The 13,623-nt window shown below is 57.8% G+C and carries 16 protein-coding genes; 6 read left to right on the forward strand and 10 right to left on the reverse strand.

What is annotated here, in order from left to right:
- Both ccsA and HF921_RS11830 read left to right on the forward strand, forming a co-directional pair.
- Positions 1 to 349: cytochrome c biogenesis protein CcsA (gene ccsA, locus HF921_RS11825; RefSeq protein WP_215893785.1), on the forward strand; the 349-nt coding region annotated here is incomplete at its 5' end.
- A gap of 223 nt (positions 350 to 572) precedes the next feature.
- Positions 573 to 776 (forward strand): cold-shock protein, encoded by a 204-nt coding sequence (locus tag HF921_RS11830; protein ID WP_014027598.1) that lies wholly within the window; start codon positions 573 to 575, stop codon positions 774 to 776.
- A 68-nt stretch (positions 777 to 844) separates the two neighbouring features.
- On the opposite strand, the gene HF921_RS11835 is transcribed toward HF921_RS11830, so the two are convergent.
- Positions 845 to 1,189, reverse strand: a complete 345-nt coding sequence (locus HF921_RS11835) for a hypothetical protein (RefSeq protein WP_215893867.1) — start codon at positions 1,187 to 1,189, stop codon at positions 845 to 847.
- A 188-nt stretch (positions 1,190 to 1,377) separates the two neighbouring features.
- Between HF921_RS11835 and HF921_RS13550 the strand changes: the two genes are divergently transcribed.
- Entirely contained in the window at positions 1,378 to 5,307 is a 3,930-nt protein-coding gene (locus HF921_RS13550; RefSeq protein WP_319025492.1) for an EAL domain-containing protein, read from the forward strand.
- Between the two features lie 55 nt (positions 5,308 to 5,362).
- Here the strand turns inward: HF921_RS13550 and rng are convergent, their stop codons facing one another.
- From rng to HF921_RS11880, 8 genes are all read right to left on the reverse strand, one after another.
- Entirely contained in the window at positions 5,363 to 6,853 is a 1,491-nt protein-coding gene (gene rng, locus HF921_RS11845) for a ribonuclease G (protein ID WP_064218431.1), read from the reverse strand.
- Positions 6,850 to 7,437: a Maf family protein gene (locus HF921_RS11850; protein ID WP_064218430.1), complete on the reverse strand. Its 588-nt coding sequence runs from the start codon at positions 7,435 to 7,437 to the stop codon at positions 6,850 to 6,852. Before HF921_RS11850 ends, rng begins: the two co-directional genes overlap by 4 nt.
- Positions 7,434 to 8,282: a hypothetical protein gene (locus HF921_RS11855; protein WP_064218429.1), complete on the reverse strand. Its 849-nt coding sequence runs from the start codon at positions 8,280 to 8,282 to the stop codon at positions 7,434 to 7,436. Before HF921_RS11855 ends, HF921_RS11850 begins: the two co-directional genes overlap by 4 nt.
- Complete coding sequence (locus HF921_RS11860; RefSeq protein WP_081258010.1) at positions 8,279 to 8,713, reverse strand: hypothetical protein; 435 nt, start codon at positions 8,711 to 8,713, stop codon at positions 8,279 to 8,281. The genes HF921_RS11855 and HF921_RS11860 overlap by 4 nt, the downstream gene beginning before the upstream one ends.
- 7 nt (positions 8,714 to 8,720) lie before the next feature.
- Entirely contained in the window at positions 8,721 to 9,194 is a 474-nt protein-coding gene (gene rlmH / locus HF921_RS11865) for a 23S rRNA (pseudouridine(1915)-N(3))-methyltransferase RlmH (protein WP_064218427.1), read from the reverse strand.
- 6 nt (positions 9,195 to 9,200) lie between these two features.
- Positions 9,201 to 9,557, reverse strand: coding sequence for a ribosome silencing factor (gene rsfS / locus HF921_RS11870; protein WP_014027606.1), 357 nt, complete (start codon positions 9,555 to 9,557; stop codon positions 9,201 to 9,203).
- Positions 9,558 to 9,580: 23 nt separating this feature from the next.
- Positions 9,581 to 10,237 (reverse strand): nicotinate-nucleotide adenylyltransferase, encoded by a 657-nt coding sequence (nadD, locus tag HF921_RS11875; RefSeq protein ID WP_064218426.1) that lies wholly within the window; start codon positions 10,235 to 10,237, stop codon positions 9,581 to 9,583.
- Positions 10,238 to 10,308: 71 nt separating this feature from the next.
- Positions 10,309 to 11,217, reverse strand: coding sequence for a thioredoxin fold domain-containing protein (locus HF921_RS11880; protein WP_215893868.1), 909 nt, complete (start codon positions 11,215 to 11,217; stop codon positions 10,309 to 10,311).
- Positions 11,218 to 11,390: 173 nt separating this feature from the next.
- Between HF921_RS11880 and msrA the strand changes: the two genes are divergently transcribed.
- The 3 genes from msrA (at position 11,391) to HF921_RS11895 (ending at position 13,293) form a co-directional block, all read left to right on the forward strand.
- Positions 11,391 to 11,978 (forward strand): peptide-methionine (S)-S-oxide reductase MsrA, encoded by a 588-nt coding sequence (gene msrA, locus HF921_RS11885; RefSeq protein WP_215861382.1) that lies wholly within the window; start codon positions 11,391 to 11,393, stop codon positions 11,976 to 11,978.
- Between the two features lie 14 nt (positions 11,979 to 11,992).
- The gene (msrB, locus tag HF921_RS11890; protein WP_064219881.1) at positions 11,993 to 12,418 is read left to right on the forward strand and encodes a peptide-methionine (R)-S-oxide reductase MsrB; all 426 of its coding nucleotides are present in this window, start codon (positions 11,993 to 11,995) and stop codon (positions 12,416 to 12,418) included.
- Between the two features lie 299 nt (positions 12,419 to 12,717).
- Complete coding sequence (locus HF921_RS11895; RefSeq protein ID WP_215850021.1) at positions 12,718 to 13,293, forward strand: hypothetical protein; 576 nt, start codon at positions 12,718 to 12,720, stop codon at positions 13,291 to 13,293.
- A gap of 26 nt (positions 13,294 to 13,319) precedes the next feature.
- On the opposite strand, the gene HF921_RS11900 is transcribed toward HF921_RS11895, so the two are convergent.
- Positions 13,320 to 13,623 (reverse strand): glucan biosynthesis protein (locus HF921_RS11900; protein WP_215893869.1); only part of this gene is annotated, 304 nt, incomplete at its 5' end.

Genomic DNA, 13,623 nt, shown 5'->3' on the forward strand with positions numbered 1-13,623 from the left:
AAGCGGCGGTGGCGGGATTCTCGCGCGAGCGCTTCCCAGCGGAGAGATTATGGACAACATGATGTCCAAGGCGATAGCTCTTGGCTTTTTATTGTTCACGATTGCCACCATCCTCGGTGCTGTGTGGGCGGCCAAGGCCTGGGGCGGTTTTTGGTCATGGGATCCCAAGGAAACCTGGGCGCTGATCGTGTGGCTGAACTATGCGGGATATCTTCATGCGCGCACCAGCAAGGGATGGCGTGGCAAGCAGATGGCGTGGTGGTCATTTATGAGTCTATGGGTAGTCACCTTCTGCTTTCTTGGCGTCAACCTCTTCCTTTCCGGATTGCATTCCTATGGCAAACTGTAACTAAACTTCATAATCACATGACCATGCAATCAACGCCGGGGTGCGGCGCAGTCTGATTTTGGAAAGGCGGTTGCACCGTCACTAGCGAACCCGGAGCATCCCATCCTGATCGGGAAAGTCGGGTTTGCTGCAAAAAAGTCCTTGCATACATGTATAAAAGTCATTATGGTGTCCTACTGGACAAGTCGTCCGAATTTAACGTAATGTTAGGAAGTTCTTAAACATGGCAACTGGTACAGTAAAGTGGTTCAACGACAGTAAAGGTTTTGGTTTCATCACGCCGGAAGATGGCAAGGAGGATGTGTTTGTGCATCATTCTGCTATCCAGGGCAGCGGCTTTAAGACTCTGGCGGAAGGCGCGCGCGTAACGTTTAATAGCGTTCGCGGCCCGAAAGGCATGCAGGCTGAGGACGTGCGCGAGGCATAATCCTTTTTCGGATGATCGCCACAGGGCGCCGCTCTTTTGCGGCGCTTTTTTATGCTGTCATGTGTCTGTTATGGCCTGGGTGGGGTGCGATGATGTCTGTCGTCGTCTTGCGTCAGAGCATAGAGGTATGAGGCAATTATCCCGAGCATGCCACCAATCACCACGCCAGCGATTAAATACTCTAAAGATTGCTGTGCGTAAGGCTGTGCGAGGCGCTCAAGACCGTGAAGGTTTTTTCCGTCTGTCATGACGATGCTGAAAGGTAGTTGCCCGATAAGCGGGACCGCTGGACGGAGAAGATAAGCCACACCTCCGCCCAGTGCGGCAAAAATGACTATAAACATGCTTCTTATTCCGATACCTTCAAAAAAGCTGTTGTGACGACGGTTAGTCATAAAAATTTTGCCAGTCAACAATAATCATCGGTGATCCTCACTTTAGCGGTTAATCGATAGGCGGACAAGAGCCCGCTGCGTGACCGGCCTCAACGCATTGCTTTTTTTGCCAACATCGCCTATCTACAGGAAGAACAGCCCATCAGGGGTTTGGTTCCATGATCCGTAGGGCCTTTCGTAACCGATCCTTCTTAAGGAAGGTCAGCGTGCCTTTCATTCATCTGCTGTCCGCTTTTGCCAAACGGCCGGAGCGCTCTATCCACGCTTTTTTTGTTGGTATTACCTTATTGATCGTGGGATTTCTCGTATCCAATACGATAAATGCCAGAAATGCCGCCCATGCTGTATTGCATGGCAAAGCCGCAGAGGCGGGGCATGTTGTCGCAGACGGGGTGGCACTGCAAATCCGTGCCCATTTTCATGATTTGATGTTTCTTCGGGATAGCTTCCTCCAAAAGGGATCTGGAACGCTGATCCCCAGCGCCAAAGCGCTGGCCGTTTTTACGGCTTTTCGCCAAACACATCCGGCCATCATCGCCATCAATATTCAGAATCCCGCCGGCCATCTCATCGTCTGGTCGAGTCAAAAGCCGTCTTCCCATCCCATCATTGCTTCGGACAAGGTATTTCATGCGCTGCAAGACGATCCGAATCAATCTCTGGGGACACCATTCTTTGACACGCGGGATCAGACCTGGGTACTGCCCCTGCGCGAACGCTTCAGGGATAACGAAGGCCGCGTGCTGGGTTTTATCGGATCGCCATTTCTCCTGTCAAGAATGAGCAGCATTCAGATCCCTCCGATGATTCAGGGGGTGGTCCTGAGTCTTTCCGACGGCAAGGCGATATCCCTCTGGAAGGATGGACACTGGTTCCCGCCGGGCCTGCCCCTGCCCCGCCCCGTAGATGAAATAACAACGCCTATACCGGGCTTGCCATGGATTGTGCGCACGCAATGGGATGCGGCAACGCTGGCTCATCTCTTCTGGGAGAACGAATGGCCCTATCTGCTGCTCACCTTTTTGTTGCTCCTGATCACTGCAGCCACGGATACAGCCACCCAAATCGCCTATGCCCGTATCCGTCAACTACATGAATACCAGAAGGCGGCGCTCCATATTCAACAATCGCTCATCAACCTCAAGGATGCAGAGGAGATGTATCGGCTGGTGGTGGACACCATCGTCGTAAAGACCAAAGCCATCAGCGCCTATGTGGCTCTTCCCGAGCCCGGTGCGGAATGGCTGCGCATCACCGCTGCCCGTGCCGATGATTCTGACCTGCAGAAGTCCCTGGCGCAGATGAAGATTCCCCTGGATTCCACCCATTTGCCCTATGGCAATTTGCTCCCGGCGCGTTGTTTCCGCGAGAAAGTATCGTTAGGGCCACTGGATCCCCAGGAACATGCGGCGATGGCAGAGGTCAATGGCATCCCCGCGCCGCGCCGCGTGCGTAGCGTTATGGCTTATCCTATCTTCTTATCCGATAGCCCGGATCCATTTGCCTTGCTTATGATCGAAAGTGATACCCGGCACCACTTTACCCCCGCCCTGCAAAATCTCCTCGCACAGATGGTTCAATCCGTGGGCGCCGCCCTCACGCAATCCAGGCACCACCAGCAACTGCAGCAACTCGCCCATTTCAGTGTGCTGCTTTCCAGTGCCAATGAAGCCATCGCCCATATGGAGAACGAAGCGGATCTGCTGCAAACTCTCTGCGCACTGACCGTCCAGCACACAAATATACGGCTGGCATGGATTGCTCGACCCGGTGAACGGGGTGTTTTTAAAAGCCTTGCCGCTGCCGGGGCGGTGGACTATCTGGAGGACATCTGCATTTCAGTGTCCGCAGAATCTCCCGAAGGGCAAGGTCCTGTAGGCCAGTCATGGCGCGATCAACAAGCGGTTTATAATGTGTCATTTACCAAAAGCCCGCACATGCATCCCTGGGTGCAACGCGCTCAAGCCTTTGGGATGGGGGCGAGCGCATCGCTACCCATTTACCGGGGTGGCAAGCTGTGGGCTGTCCTGGCGGTATATCGTGGCGAAGAACGCATTTTTGAGGCTGACCTCCGGAAGATTCTCGAAGATTTAGCCAAGGATGTGGGCTACGGCTTGGATCGTCTGGATATCCTCCGCAAGGAACGGGAAGCCAACGCTTTCAACGAAGTGCTACTGAATGTACAAACTTCTGGCATCAACGTGATGCGCTATCCAGAACGGATAATCGAACGGATCAATGCACGGATGCTGGAGATGTTCGGGGTCGCTTCTATGGAGGATGTGGTAGGCCACCCGATACGGGAGTTTTTTTCAGAAGAAGAAATCTATGCGGGGATGAATGCATCCACGCAAACCGTGCTGAAAGAGGGGCATGGCACAGTCAGAGATGTACCCTACCGCCGCATGGATGGATGTGTCATCTATATGGATCTTTCCGGTCAACGACTGGACGAACCGGATGGCGTGGAACGTATCCTCTGGACCTGTGTGGACGTGACGGAGCGCCATCAGTTGATGGGTGAACTGGCACAGCAAGCGCTCTTCGATATGCTCACCGGCCTGCCTAATCGCCGTGCTCTGGATGCGGAACTGGAAAAGGCCATGGCCCGCGCCGATCGCCATGAATACCTTTTAGGCGTCGTCATGATGGATCTCGACGGTTTCAAGCTCGTCAACGATACCTATGGCCACGAGACCGGTGATCTGGTCTTGCGGAGCGTCGGTCAGCATTTGCGGGAAGGCGTACGCCGCACGGACTTTGTGGCTCGTCTGGGCGGTGATGAGTTCGTTTTGCTTCTGGAAGATTGCATCTCCATAGAGGAAATCAACATCACCCTGGAGAAGATCGGGGGGGTGGTCCGACAACCCATCGATCTTCCTGACGGAAACAAGGCAGAGATCGATCTCAGCGCCGGGATGTCCATCTACCCTACCGATGATGGTATCAATAATCCGGACACGCTTCTCCGCTACGCCGACCAGGCGCTCTATAAGTGTAAGAGTCACAAGACGGATCGCTTGCATTTCTGGACCCTCTATGGGGAACCGGTGCCACTGCGGCTGAACGCTGTCCAAAAACAGTTGCGAAACGGTGAACTGCTCGTCCATTACCAACCCGTCCTCGACACCCATTCTCACCAGATCGTGGGGGTGGAGGCATTGGCGCGACTACGGAACGAGGATGGGCGAATTCTTCATCCGGGAGAGTTCCTGCCACTGCTCACGGCCGAGGACGTTACCGATCTCAGCTGGATGGTCCTTACCCAGGCATTGACCGATCTGGCCGGGCTGGATGCTCTGGGATGGTCGCTCTGGGTATCCTTTAACGTAGCCCAGGAATCTTTCGACGACCGCTGCGTCCGCTGTCTGGCAGGCGTTATGGGAGCCAGCGGCATTGATCCTTCCCGGATTACGCTGGAAATCCTAGGAGACAGCAATTTCCTGGGGCGTAATGCTGCGTTATCTGTTTTGCACGACATCAAGGATCTGGGTATTCGTCTCGCTCTGGATGATGTGGGCAGCGCTTGTTTCTCTCTGCTGCGTCTTAAGGCGTTGCCCATTGATGAAATCAAGCTGGATCAGGGCTTCATCCGCTTGCTGGAGGAGCGGCCTCAGGATTTGGATTTTATTGCCTCTATCCGGGATTTGGCGGTCGGCATGGGAGTGGACCTGGTGGTGGAGGGGGTTGAAACGGATGAAATTCTGGATGCGATATCGGTCATGGGCATCCGATTATTGCAAGGCTATGCTATCGCCAAGCCCATGCCCGTGACGCAATTGCGGGAATTTCTCGTCCAGCGTCCATTCTATCATCGACAGCACCCGACCAGCTTGCTCGGACTTTATGCCAAACAGGTATCCGACCAAGGGGCTTTGAAAAAGGTGATCCTCGATAATCCGCTGTTGATCAATAGTGATGAACTGGCAGAGGCTTCTCGCTGTGTCATGGATGAACATATGCGGCGTTTGGGTCTTGCGGAAAACTCGCTCTTGTTTGGACTGCATTGGGAGGTCCATCGCGCTATCGCATCGTTGTTGAAAGCCCCCGTTATCGGAGACTGGGAAAGGGTGAAACAGACGCAAAAAGCGTTTGCGGATGGATTGCTGGAAGCCTTCCAGAAAACAAAATGTTGATATGGGCTGCGGGGAATCTGCATAATTTAAAGAGTCCCGCCGCGTCTTTGCTCTGCTACATCAGAATGATGTCGTATTGTTCCTGCGTATAGGTCGCTTCTGCCTGCACCTTGATGGGCCGGCCGATGAACTCCTCCAGTGCCGCGAGGCTGGTGCTTTCTTCGTCCAACAGCTTCTCCATCACCTGCGGAGAGGCCAGGACCACGAAGCGCTCCGCCGGATAAGCGCGGGTTTCACGGACGATCTCGCGGAGAATTTCGTAGCAGATGGTTTCTGCGGTTTTCATGAAACCGCGGCCATGACAGTAGGGGCAGGGTTCGCAAAGGGTCTGGCGCAGACTTTCGCGGGTGCGTTTGCGGGTCATTTCCACCAGGCCCAGAGATGAGATCTGGGTGATGTTACAGCGGGTACGGTCGCTCTGGATGGCCTTTTCCAGTGCGCGCTGGACGCGGCGTTTGTGCTCTTCGTCTTCCATGTCGATGAAGTCGATGATGATCATGCCGCCGATGTTGCGCAGCCGCATCTGCCGGGCGATGGCGGCGGCGGCTTCCAGATTGGTCTTGAAGATGGTTTCTTCCTGATTGCGCCGCCCTACGAAGCCGCCGGTGTTGACGTCCACCGTGGTCAGCGCCTCGGTCTGGTCGATGATGAGGTAGGCACCGGACTTGAGGGTAACCCGGCTTTGCAGGGCGCGCTCAATTTCGTCCTCGACGTTATAAAGATCGAAGAGCGGACGCTCACCGCTGTAGTGTTCAATGCGATCAGCCACTTCCGGGATGACGCCCTGACAAAAGGCCAGAGCGGCATCGACGGTTTCCCGCGAATCAATGCGTACCCGTTGGATGTTGTCGGACATCACATCACGCATCATGCGCATGGCGAGGTTGAGGTCGCTGTGAATCTGGCCGGGGGCCGGGCTGCGCTCCAGCCGGGCGCGGATGGAGTCCCACAGGCGCCGGAGAAAATCGATATCTCCGGCGAAATCGTTTTCTTCTACGCCTTCCGCGAGGGTGCGGATGATGTAGCCGCCGGCCTCTTCGGGCGGGATCGCGGATTTGAGCTGCTCCTTGAGCCGGAAACGTTCTTCAGGCGATTCAATGCGGGTGGAGACGCCGATGCGCGGCACAAAGGGCATGTAAACCAGATAACGTCCTGGCAGCGTGATGCGGGTAGAGAGGCGCGCGCCTTTGCTGCCGAGGGGGTCCTTGATGACCTGCACCAACACTTCTTGTCCTTCGTGGAGCAGGGCACAGACGTTGCGAACCTCGTGGTGACCAGCACGGGTTTCGATGTCCGTCTCGCCTTGTACCTCATCGCTGTCATCTTGAATGTCTGTAGCGTGAAGAAAGGCGGTGCGTTCCAGGCCGACATCGACGAAAGCGGCCTGCATGCCGGGCAGGACGCGGCGGACGATGCCTTTATAGATATTGCCCACCAGACCGCGATGACCGCTGCGCTCGACCTGGAGCTCCTGGAGGACGCCGTTATCCACCAGCGCGACGCGGATTTCCTGGGGGGTGACGTTGATCAGCAGTTCTTCGCTCATGGGTATCCTGAGAGGTAAGGGGTGGAGAGGCCGCAAGCGGCAAGCATCTCAGTCGTTTCGAAAAGGGGCAGGCCCATGACGCCGCTATAGGATCCTTGCAAGCCGCTGACAAAGACCGCGCCGATGCCCTGAATGGCATAAGCCCCGGCCTTGTCAACCGGCTCGCCGGTATCCCAGTAGGCGCGCATCTCCGTGCTGGCAAGAGGGCGTAAGCGCACGGCGCTGCTGCACAGGCGCAGTGCCACCTGGTCCCGGTGGAGCACAGCGACAGCCGTATGCACCTGATGCCAGAGGCCACCGAGTGCTGCATACATTTGCATGGCTTCCGCGAAGTTGCCGGGCTTGCCGAAGGTGCGATCCCCTAGCGCCACGACGGTGTCTGCCGCCAGGATGACGGCTTCCGGGTTGGTCTGAGCCGCAGCGAGTGCCTTGCTATGGGCCAGGCGTTGAGCGAGGGCAGTCGGAGTCTCGCCGGGTCGCGGGGTTTCATCCACGTCGGTGGCCAAAACCTCCGGCGCATAGCCCAACTGCTGGAGCAGGGCCAGGCGGCGCGGTGAGGCCGAGGCGAGAATCAGGCGGGTCACGGAGTCGGGCTGGCGTTCACCAACAACAGTTCGGCGGTCCCCGAACTGAGGCCGAGGCCGGTGGCCAGTGCCAGCACCGTACCGGGGATACCATCATGGCGCAGGGTGCGGAGAATGGTTTCGGCGCGTTGGGTGGCGACATTGGCGCCCAGGGGTTGAGGGGCTACCCGCACGAGTATTTCACTGGCCGTCGTCTGCTTGAGGATGCCGGAAATAGCCTGTAAACGCTGTTTGCCGCTGGTGGAAAGCCGGGCGTCGCTGCTGAACAAGCTGTTTACCGGCATGGTGACATGTACCCCGTCGCTGGCGGCTCGAACCTGGGCGTATACCGTCAGTGCCTTGCTATAGCCGGGCTGCGTCGTGAGCGGGGTGGCGGTGACGCCTGGGATGGGCATGGCACCCTGCTGCTGCTGGATTTCGGCTTGCAGGTGCTGGATTCGGGCACCGCTCATGGTTTTACTCGCCAGTTGTTCGCGCAGCTTGCCGTATTCGTTCTGTAGCGCCTGGTACTGGCGGGTCAACGACTGCACTTGGTGTCGCAGGCCGTTGAACCGGTCTTGTTCTGTCACCTGTTGACGTTGTTCGCTAAGACCGGCGAGGCGCGCGTTGAAAATGGCGCGATCGACCTGGAAAAGCACAGGGTTGACCTGATCGCGGGTCATCATCCGCAGGCTGCTGTGCAGGCCGGACAGGGTGGCGGGAGGTATGGGCGGGCCACTGCGCTGGGCCTTTTCCAGTCGCTGGAGGGCTTGCTGCAAGGCCTGCGAAGTGGCGATATCGGCCACCGCTATACCGGGCAGCGCAAGGAGCAGGGCGACGGCGATGAAGTGACGGGCGCGCATCATGAAGCCTCCTTGGCGATTTGTGCTTTGGTGGCGTCAATTTGCTGGTGGGTCGTGGCAATCTGACTCTGCAAATTGCCAATCTGACTTTGCAGCGCCGCTCGCTGACTGTTCGGGGCCGCATTCAGGCGGGTCTGGATGTTGTCAAGCAGAACCCTGGCGAGCAGGGTCTGACGCTCGGCATATACACGATCGCCGCGCGCCACGGCTTCCCGCGCGGCGTTCAGTGCTTTCTGTACCGGCGCCAGTTGCCGCGCATTGACCGCGGGCGAGAGGGCGAGGATGCGCTCCCGGCCCGCCTGTACGGCAACGGCGTCGGAGACGCTCTGTTGCGGGCTGACCTGCACCATCTGCGCGCAGGCGCTGAGGCCCAGACCCAGGGCCAGTGCCATCCCCAGGCGGGGATAGAGACTTCGGTTCCATAGCGTGTTCACGTCAGCGTCACTCCTCTCCGCCACGATGGTAAGGTAATCGGGCCTGAATGCTCCAGGCTCGGTATAGTTGTTCAGCCAGTACGACGCGCACCACCGGGTGCGCGAGGGTCAAGGGCGACAAGGACCAGCGCCAGTCCGGTTGCAGGGCCGGATCAAGGCCATCGGGGCCGCCGATCCATAGTGCCACATCGCGCCCGCCGGCGAACCAGGTGTCGATGCGCTGCGCTAAGGCCTCGCTGTCCAGACGCTTGCCGGCCACCTCCAGCGCCACCCGTTCGGCACCGTCTGGGGTGGCCGCCAGAATCCGTTCGCCTTCTTCGCGCCGCCAGCGTGCCGGGTCCCCGCTGCGTCCGCGTCGCGCCAGCGGCAGTGCGCGCCATTCGACGCGCAATTGCGGAGGCATCCGTGCCGTGTATTCGGCGACGCCCGTCTCTACCCATGTTGGCATTTTACTGCCGATGGCCAGCACCCAGAGGCGCATCGCGGATCAGCGCCCCTCGTTTTGGCCACGCATCTGCGGAAGCTCTCCCCAGAGCCGTTCCAACTGGTAAAAATCGCGCACTTCCGGGCGCATCACATGGACGACGACGTCACCGAGATCTACCAGCGCCCAGTCGCCCACGGTGAGACCTTCCTTGCCTATAGGTTTTACACCCTCTTCGCGCATGCGTGCCATCACGGCGTCGGCCAGCGCCCGCAGGTGGCGGTCGGATGTGCCGGAGGCAATGATCAGATAGTCTGTGATGTCGGTTTGCTTGCGGACATCAATGCTCTTGATATCGAGCGCTTTGTGTTCATCCAGAACGGAGATGGCCAGGTCGCGGAGGGTTTCTGCTGTCGCCAAGTGTCATGATCCTTTGTGTTGGGTTACGGGCTATGGTAGAGCCCTTCGGCGTCAATATAATCCAATACTTCGTCCGGTAACAGGAAACGCGGACTTTGATGATTGGCGAGCAGGCTGCGGATACTGGTAGCGGAGATCTCCAGCGCGGTGACCGTGTGAAACAAAATACGCCCGGCCGACGTCTGGCGCAGGGTACCGACATCTTCACAGCGGCGCTGATAAAGAGCCTGGCGCAGGGCTTCCGGTAATTCGGCGGCAGGCCAGCCGGGGCGCCCGGTAACAATGAGGTGGGTGAGATCCAGAATACGCTGCCAGTGGTGCCAGGTGTCGAAGCGCAGGAAGGCATCCATGCCGATGACCATGGCGAGTAGCGCATCCGGGCGCTGCTGGCGCAGGGCGGTGAGGGTGTCAACGGTGTAGGACGGTCCTTCCCGCTCCACTTCCCAGGAACTGACCGTGAAGTGCGGATGGTGGGCGACGGCGATGCGGGTCATGACCAGACGATGGCGGGCATTGGCCCAGGGGCTTTGACGGTGAGGCGGGTGCCCGGCCGGGATCAGCATCACCTGCGCAACGCCGAGAGCCTGCCGCACCTCTTCCACGGCACGCAGGTGCCCGTAATGGATGGGGTCGAAGGTGCCGCCGAGGATGATCAGATCATCATGTGTGGAACTGTGCATAAGCGGAATATAACCAAGGGCTGCCTGTGGGGGAAGTTGCCCGGTATTGAAGTGGGCCAGTCTTGCGGAGATCAGGGTGTGCAGCCATCCGCGCTCACATTGCCATCGAGCGAACTGATCAGCGCGGGCAGTGCATGCATGGCAATGCCATGTTCCAGGGTCATCTGCGGGCCGGCTTTATCCTTTGTTGCGTTGGTGTCAGATGAATTCTTCCGACAGAAAAGCAGGGCTGGTGTCGCTTCTTCACCGCTGGCCTGCAGCAACGCGGTGTTGGTGTGGATGGCCGCTATGTCCAGTGGAGGGATCTGCGCCAAGGGCTGGGTGCCGCCTTCCTCGGTATTCTCGTTAAATCCCTTCTCGTTATTCGCCCAGGCGACTGCCGGGTCTTTGGCGGCGAGAATCGTGGCCGCCTTGGCAACGCTGGAGTCTTTCAGAAAACCGACCGGGATTAATTTTACCCGGAGCTGCCCGTCGGCGACGGGTTTTTGCAAGGCTTTCCAGAGCAGATGGCAGTAAATACAGTTGGGATCCATAAACACCACGATCAGCGGGCCTGTATGGCCTATCGTGAAGCCCGGCGCCTTCATGGCTGCCGGGGCGATATGCTCGGCAGGGACCTTCCTGGGTTGGCCCAGATACTTTTTTGTGGCCATTTGGGTGATATCGTGGCCCTTATCGTTCACCACCGGGCCGAGCAGGAGGTAGCGGTTGGACAACATCCAGAGTATGCCCTGCTGATGCTGGCTGTTCTCGGCGACGATGCCGGTAAGCTTTTGGGTGGGGCCGGGAAAGACCTTGACCACATGGGCCTGGCCATGGAAGTTGCTTTGCACCAGATGCTCCGCAGATTCGAGATTCGGGCTGGTTGCACAACCGGCGAGCACCAGCGGGCTGAAAAGCAGTGCCGCTAAACGCAGCCCTGCGGTTTTTCTGAATGCAATGCGCCTTTTTGTTCCGTGGTGCCGATCTTCATCTGTCATGCCCGCTCTCCTCAATTTTTGCAAAACGAATCCCGCCAGAGCGTAAATACTAGCAAATGCGCTGGAATCTGGCACATCAGCCTGCTGCCGTTTGGTTTGCTGAAAATTTGTCGCTATGCTCAGGGCAATGCCCGCTCCGGTCAGGAGCGATGGGCGCTCATGGAGTGCATGTCATGGCTTTAACGATTCCTGCTCCCGACCGGGAGGATCTCGCCGCCGATATACCTGGTATGGCGGTACTGGCGGGGGGCTGCTTCTGGTGCGTGGAAGCGGTGTATCTGGATCTTGCCGGGGTGACGCGGGTGCTGTCTGGTTATACGGGCGGCGCGGCGGAGGCGGCGAATTACCGGGCGGTGTGCGGTGGCGCAACAGGTCACGCTGAGGCGGTGGAGATTCACTACGATCCGACGTTACTATCCTTTGGCCGCTTGTTGCAGGTTTTTTTTGCGGTAGCCCACGATCCGACGCAGCACAACCGGCAGGGAAATGATGTGGGGACACAGTACCGCTCCGCGATATTTACTCTGAACGATGCGCAGGCGGTGCTGGCGCGGGATTATGTGGCGCAATTGAACCAGGCGGGTGTTTTTGAGGCGCCCATCGCCACCGAAATCACGCCCTTGACGCATTTTTATCCCGCCGAAGACACGCATCAGGATTACGCTCGCCGACATCCCGATCAACCCTATATTTGTGCGGTGGCGCTGCCGAAAGTGGAAAAGCTGCGCGCGCGTTTTCCGCAGTTGTTGCGCAAAAATTAATGGAGATTATGGCAATGACCTGTTCATCCGCTGGTTTTGATCTGACTCCGATTGACGCCGGGAAGCGCGCAGAAATGGCGAGGGGATTGTCTGCCGAGGTGCGTCACGTGCTTTTTGAGCATGGTACGGAGCCGCCCTTCTGCGGCGGACTGCTGCATGAAAAGGGTGATGGGACTTTTGTTTGCGCGTTATGCAGCCTGCCGCTGTTTCGTTCTACAGCCAAGTTTGAGTCGGGGACCGGCTGGCCGAGTTTCCGAGAACCCTATGCGCCCGACCACCTCCGCGAGATTCGTGATGCCAGTCACGGTATGATCCGCACGGAAATCCGCTGCGCCCGTTGTGATAGCCATCTGGGGCATGTATTTCCCGATGGGCCGGCGCCGACGGGGCTGCGTTATTGCCTGAATTCGGCGGCGCTGCGCTTTGAAAGGGCCGCGTAGTTCCCAAGATGGAAAGGGCGGCGAATGTCGTTATTGAGCGACGGAAGAGCCGGGTGTCGCAACCCCTCTACACAGGATCAATAAACGATGGATTTTAATCCCATGCTATCGACGATTTTCATTTCGTGTGCCGCCACAGATTATTTTCTTTTTGTTGCCCTAGAGCGACGAAAATACGGTTCAGTATGGTCAACTATTGGACTGCCGGCGCGAAAAACAACCGATAGCGGCTGTGGCACGATAACTGCTGTATTACATGCATATGGTTTAGGAAAACCGCCAAATCATGGAGTTTTATCGTGTTTAAAGATGCTGATGCCGTTAACATTTCCAGATCACCGCTACTTCGTGGTGAGGTCCCGCATATCACACCCGCTCTGACGCAGCGCTACCTGGACCATCTGGCGTTGACACCCGCACAGCGGCGTTGGGTGGAAGAGGAAATTACACAGGCGCCAAGCGGCGCGGGAAATGGTAACGCATTCATTGCACTGCAGGCTGCACTCGGGTCCCTCGCGGAGGGGGATGAACTTCATGCGAGACTGGCGCTCTCATTGCCCGCCACGCGTCACGCCGAGTATCCTGCGGCATGGTTGCGCCGTCAGCAGGTTCCGGTGATGCACCGTTCATCGATGGCCTCAAAACCGTTTCTGCGTTCTCCGCAAGACGCGTTGCGGCATTTTCTCAACGCCACCTTTGTAACTCCGGCACGTCGTACCTCTGTACGCGGTAAAAGGATGGTCAGAGCTGCCGTCGTATGGGGCATTATCCTGATGGGTGGTTTGACCGCCCCGGCATTTGCACATGCCCACGGGGATCGCTTCCAGATCAATCCCAGCTACACAACGCAACAGTTGACGAACAACGGGGACTGAAGCATGACGGCTCGCGCCGCATGCTCCTAAGACTTCTTGCTGCGCTGCAGCAGATAGGTCCAGGTGTCGCTGAGGGTGTGGTCACGCGATTCCAGAAAGACGCGAACGTTGGTTGGATGATTCGCTGGCGGCAGGATCTGAGCCCGCCACTGCCACTGATGATTGGTCGGATCGAAGCGTACCGCGGAATGGATTAAACGAGTGCCTGCCCCCACGGAAACATGCGCCTGCACGGGGGTGTTCGCCGGGAGTCGGCCTAAACCGCCACCCGCGAAATCTACCACAATACGGCGGCTACCACCGCTGTGCGGCACGGTCCCGAAATAGGTT

The sequence above is a fragment of the Acidithiobacillus ferriphilus genome (assembly GCF_018854775.1).
Classification (GTDB): Bacteria; Pseudomonadota; Gammaproteobacteria; order Acidithiobacillales; family Acidithiobacillaceae; genus Acidithiobacillus; species Acidithiobacillus ferriphilus.

Bases quoted from the DNA above. Each gene is read 5' to 3' on its own strand.
- HF921_RS11880 (WP_215893868.1), bottom strand. From the start codon at position 11,217: ATGACAGATGAAGATCGGCACCACGGAACAAAAAGGCGCATTGCATTC.
- rng (WP_064218431.1), bottom strand. From the start codon at position 6,853: ATGAGCGAAGAACTGCTGATCAACGTCACCCCCCAGGAAATCCGCGTC.
- msrA (WP_215861382.1), top strand. From the start codon at position 11,391: ATGGCTTTAACGATTCCTGCTCCCGACCGGGAGGATCTCGCCGCCGAT.
- msrB (WP_064219881.1), top strand. From the start codon at position 11,993: ATGACCTGTTCATCCGCTGGTTTTGATCTGACTCCGATTGACGCCGGG.
- HF921_RS11830 (WP_014027598.1), top strand. From the start codon at position 573: ATGGCAACTGGTACAGTAAAGTGGTTCAACGACAGTAAAGGTTTTGGT.
- nadD (WP_064218426.1), bottom strand. From the start codon at position 10,237: ATGCACAGTTCCACACATGATGATCTGATCATCCTCGGCGGCACCTTC.
- HF921_RS11855 (WP_064218429.1), bottom strand. From the start codon at position 8,282: ATGATGCGCGCCCGTCACTTCATCGCCGTCGCCCTGCTCCTTGCGCTG.
- rlmH (WP_064218427.1), bottom strand. From the start codon at position 9,194: ATGCGCCTCTGGGTGCTGGCCATCGGCAGTAAAATGCCAACATGGGTA.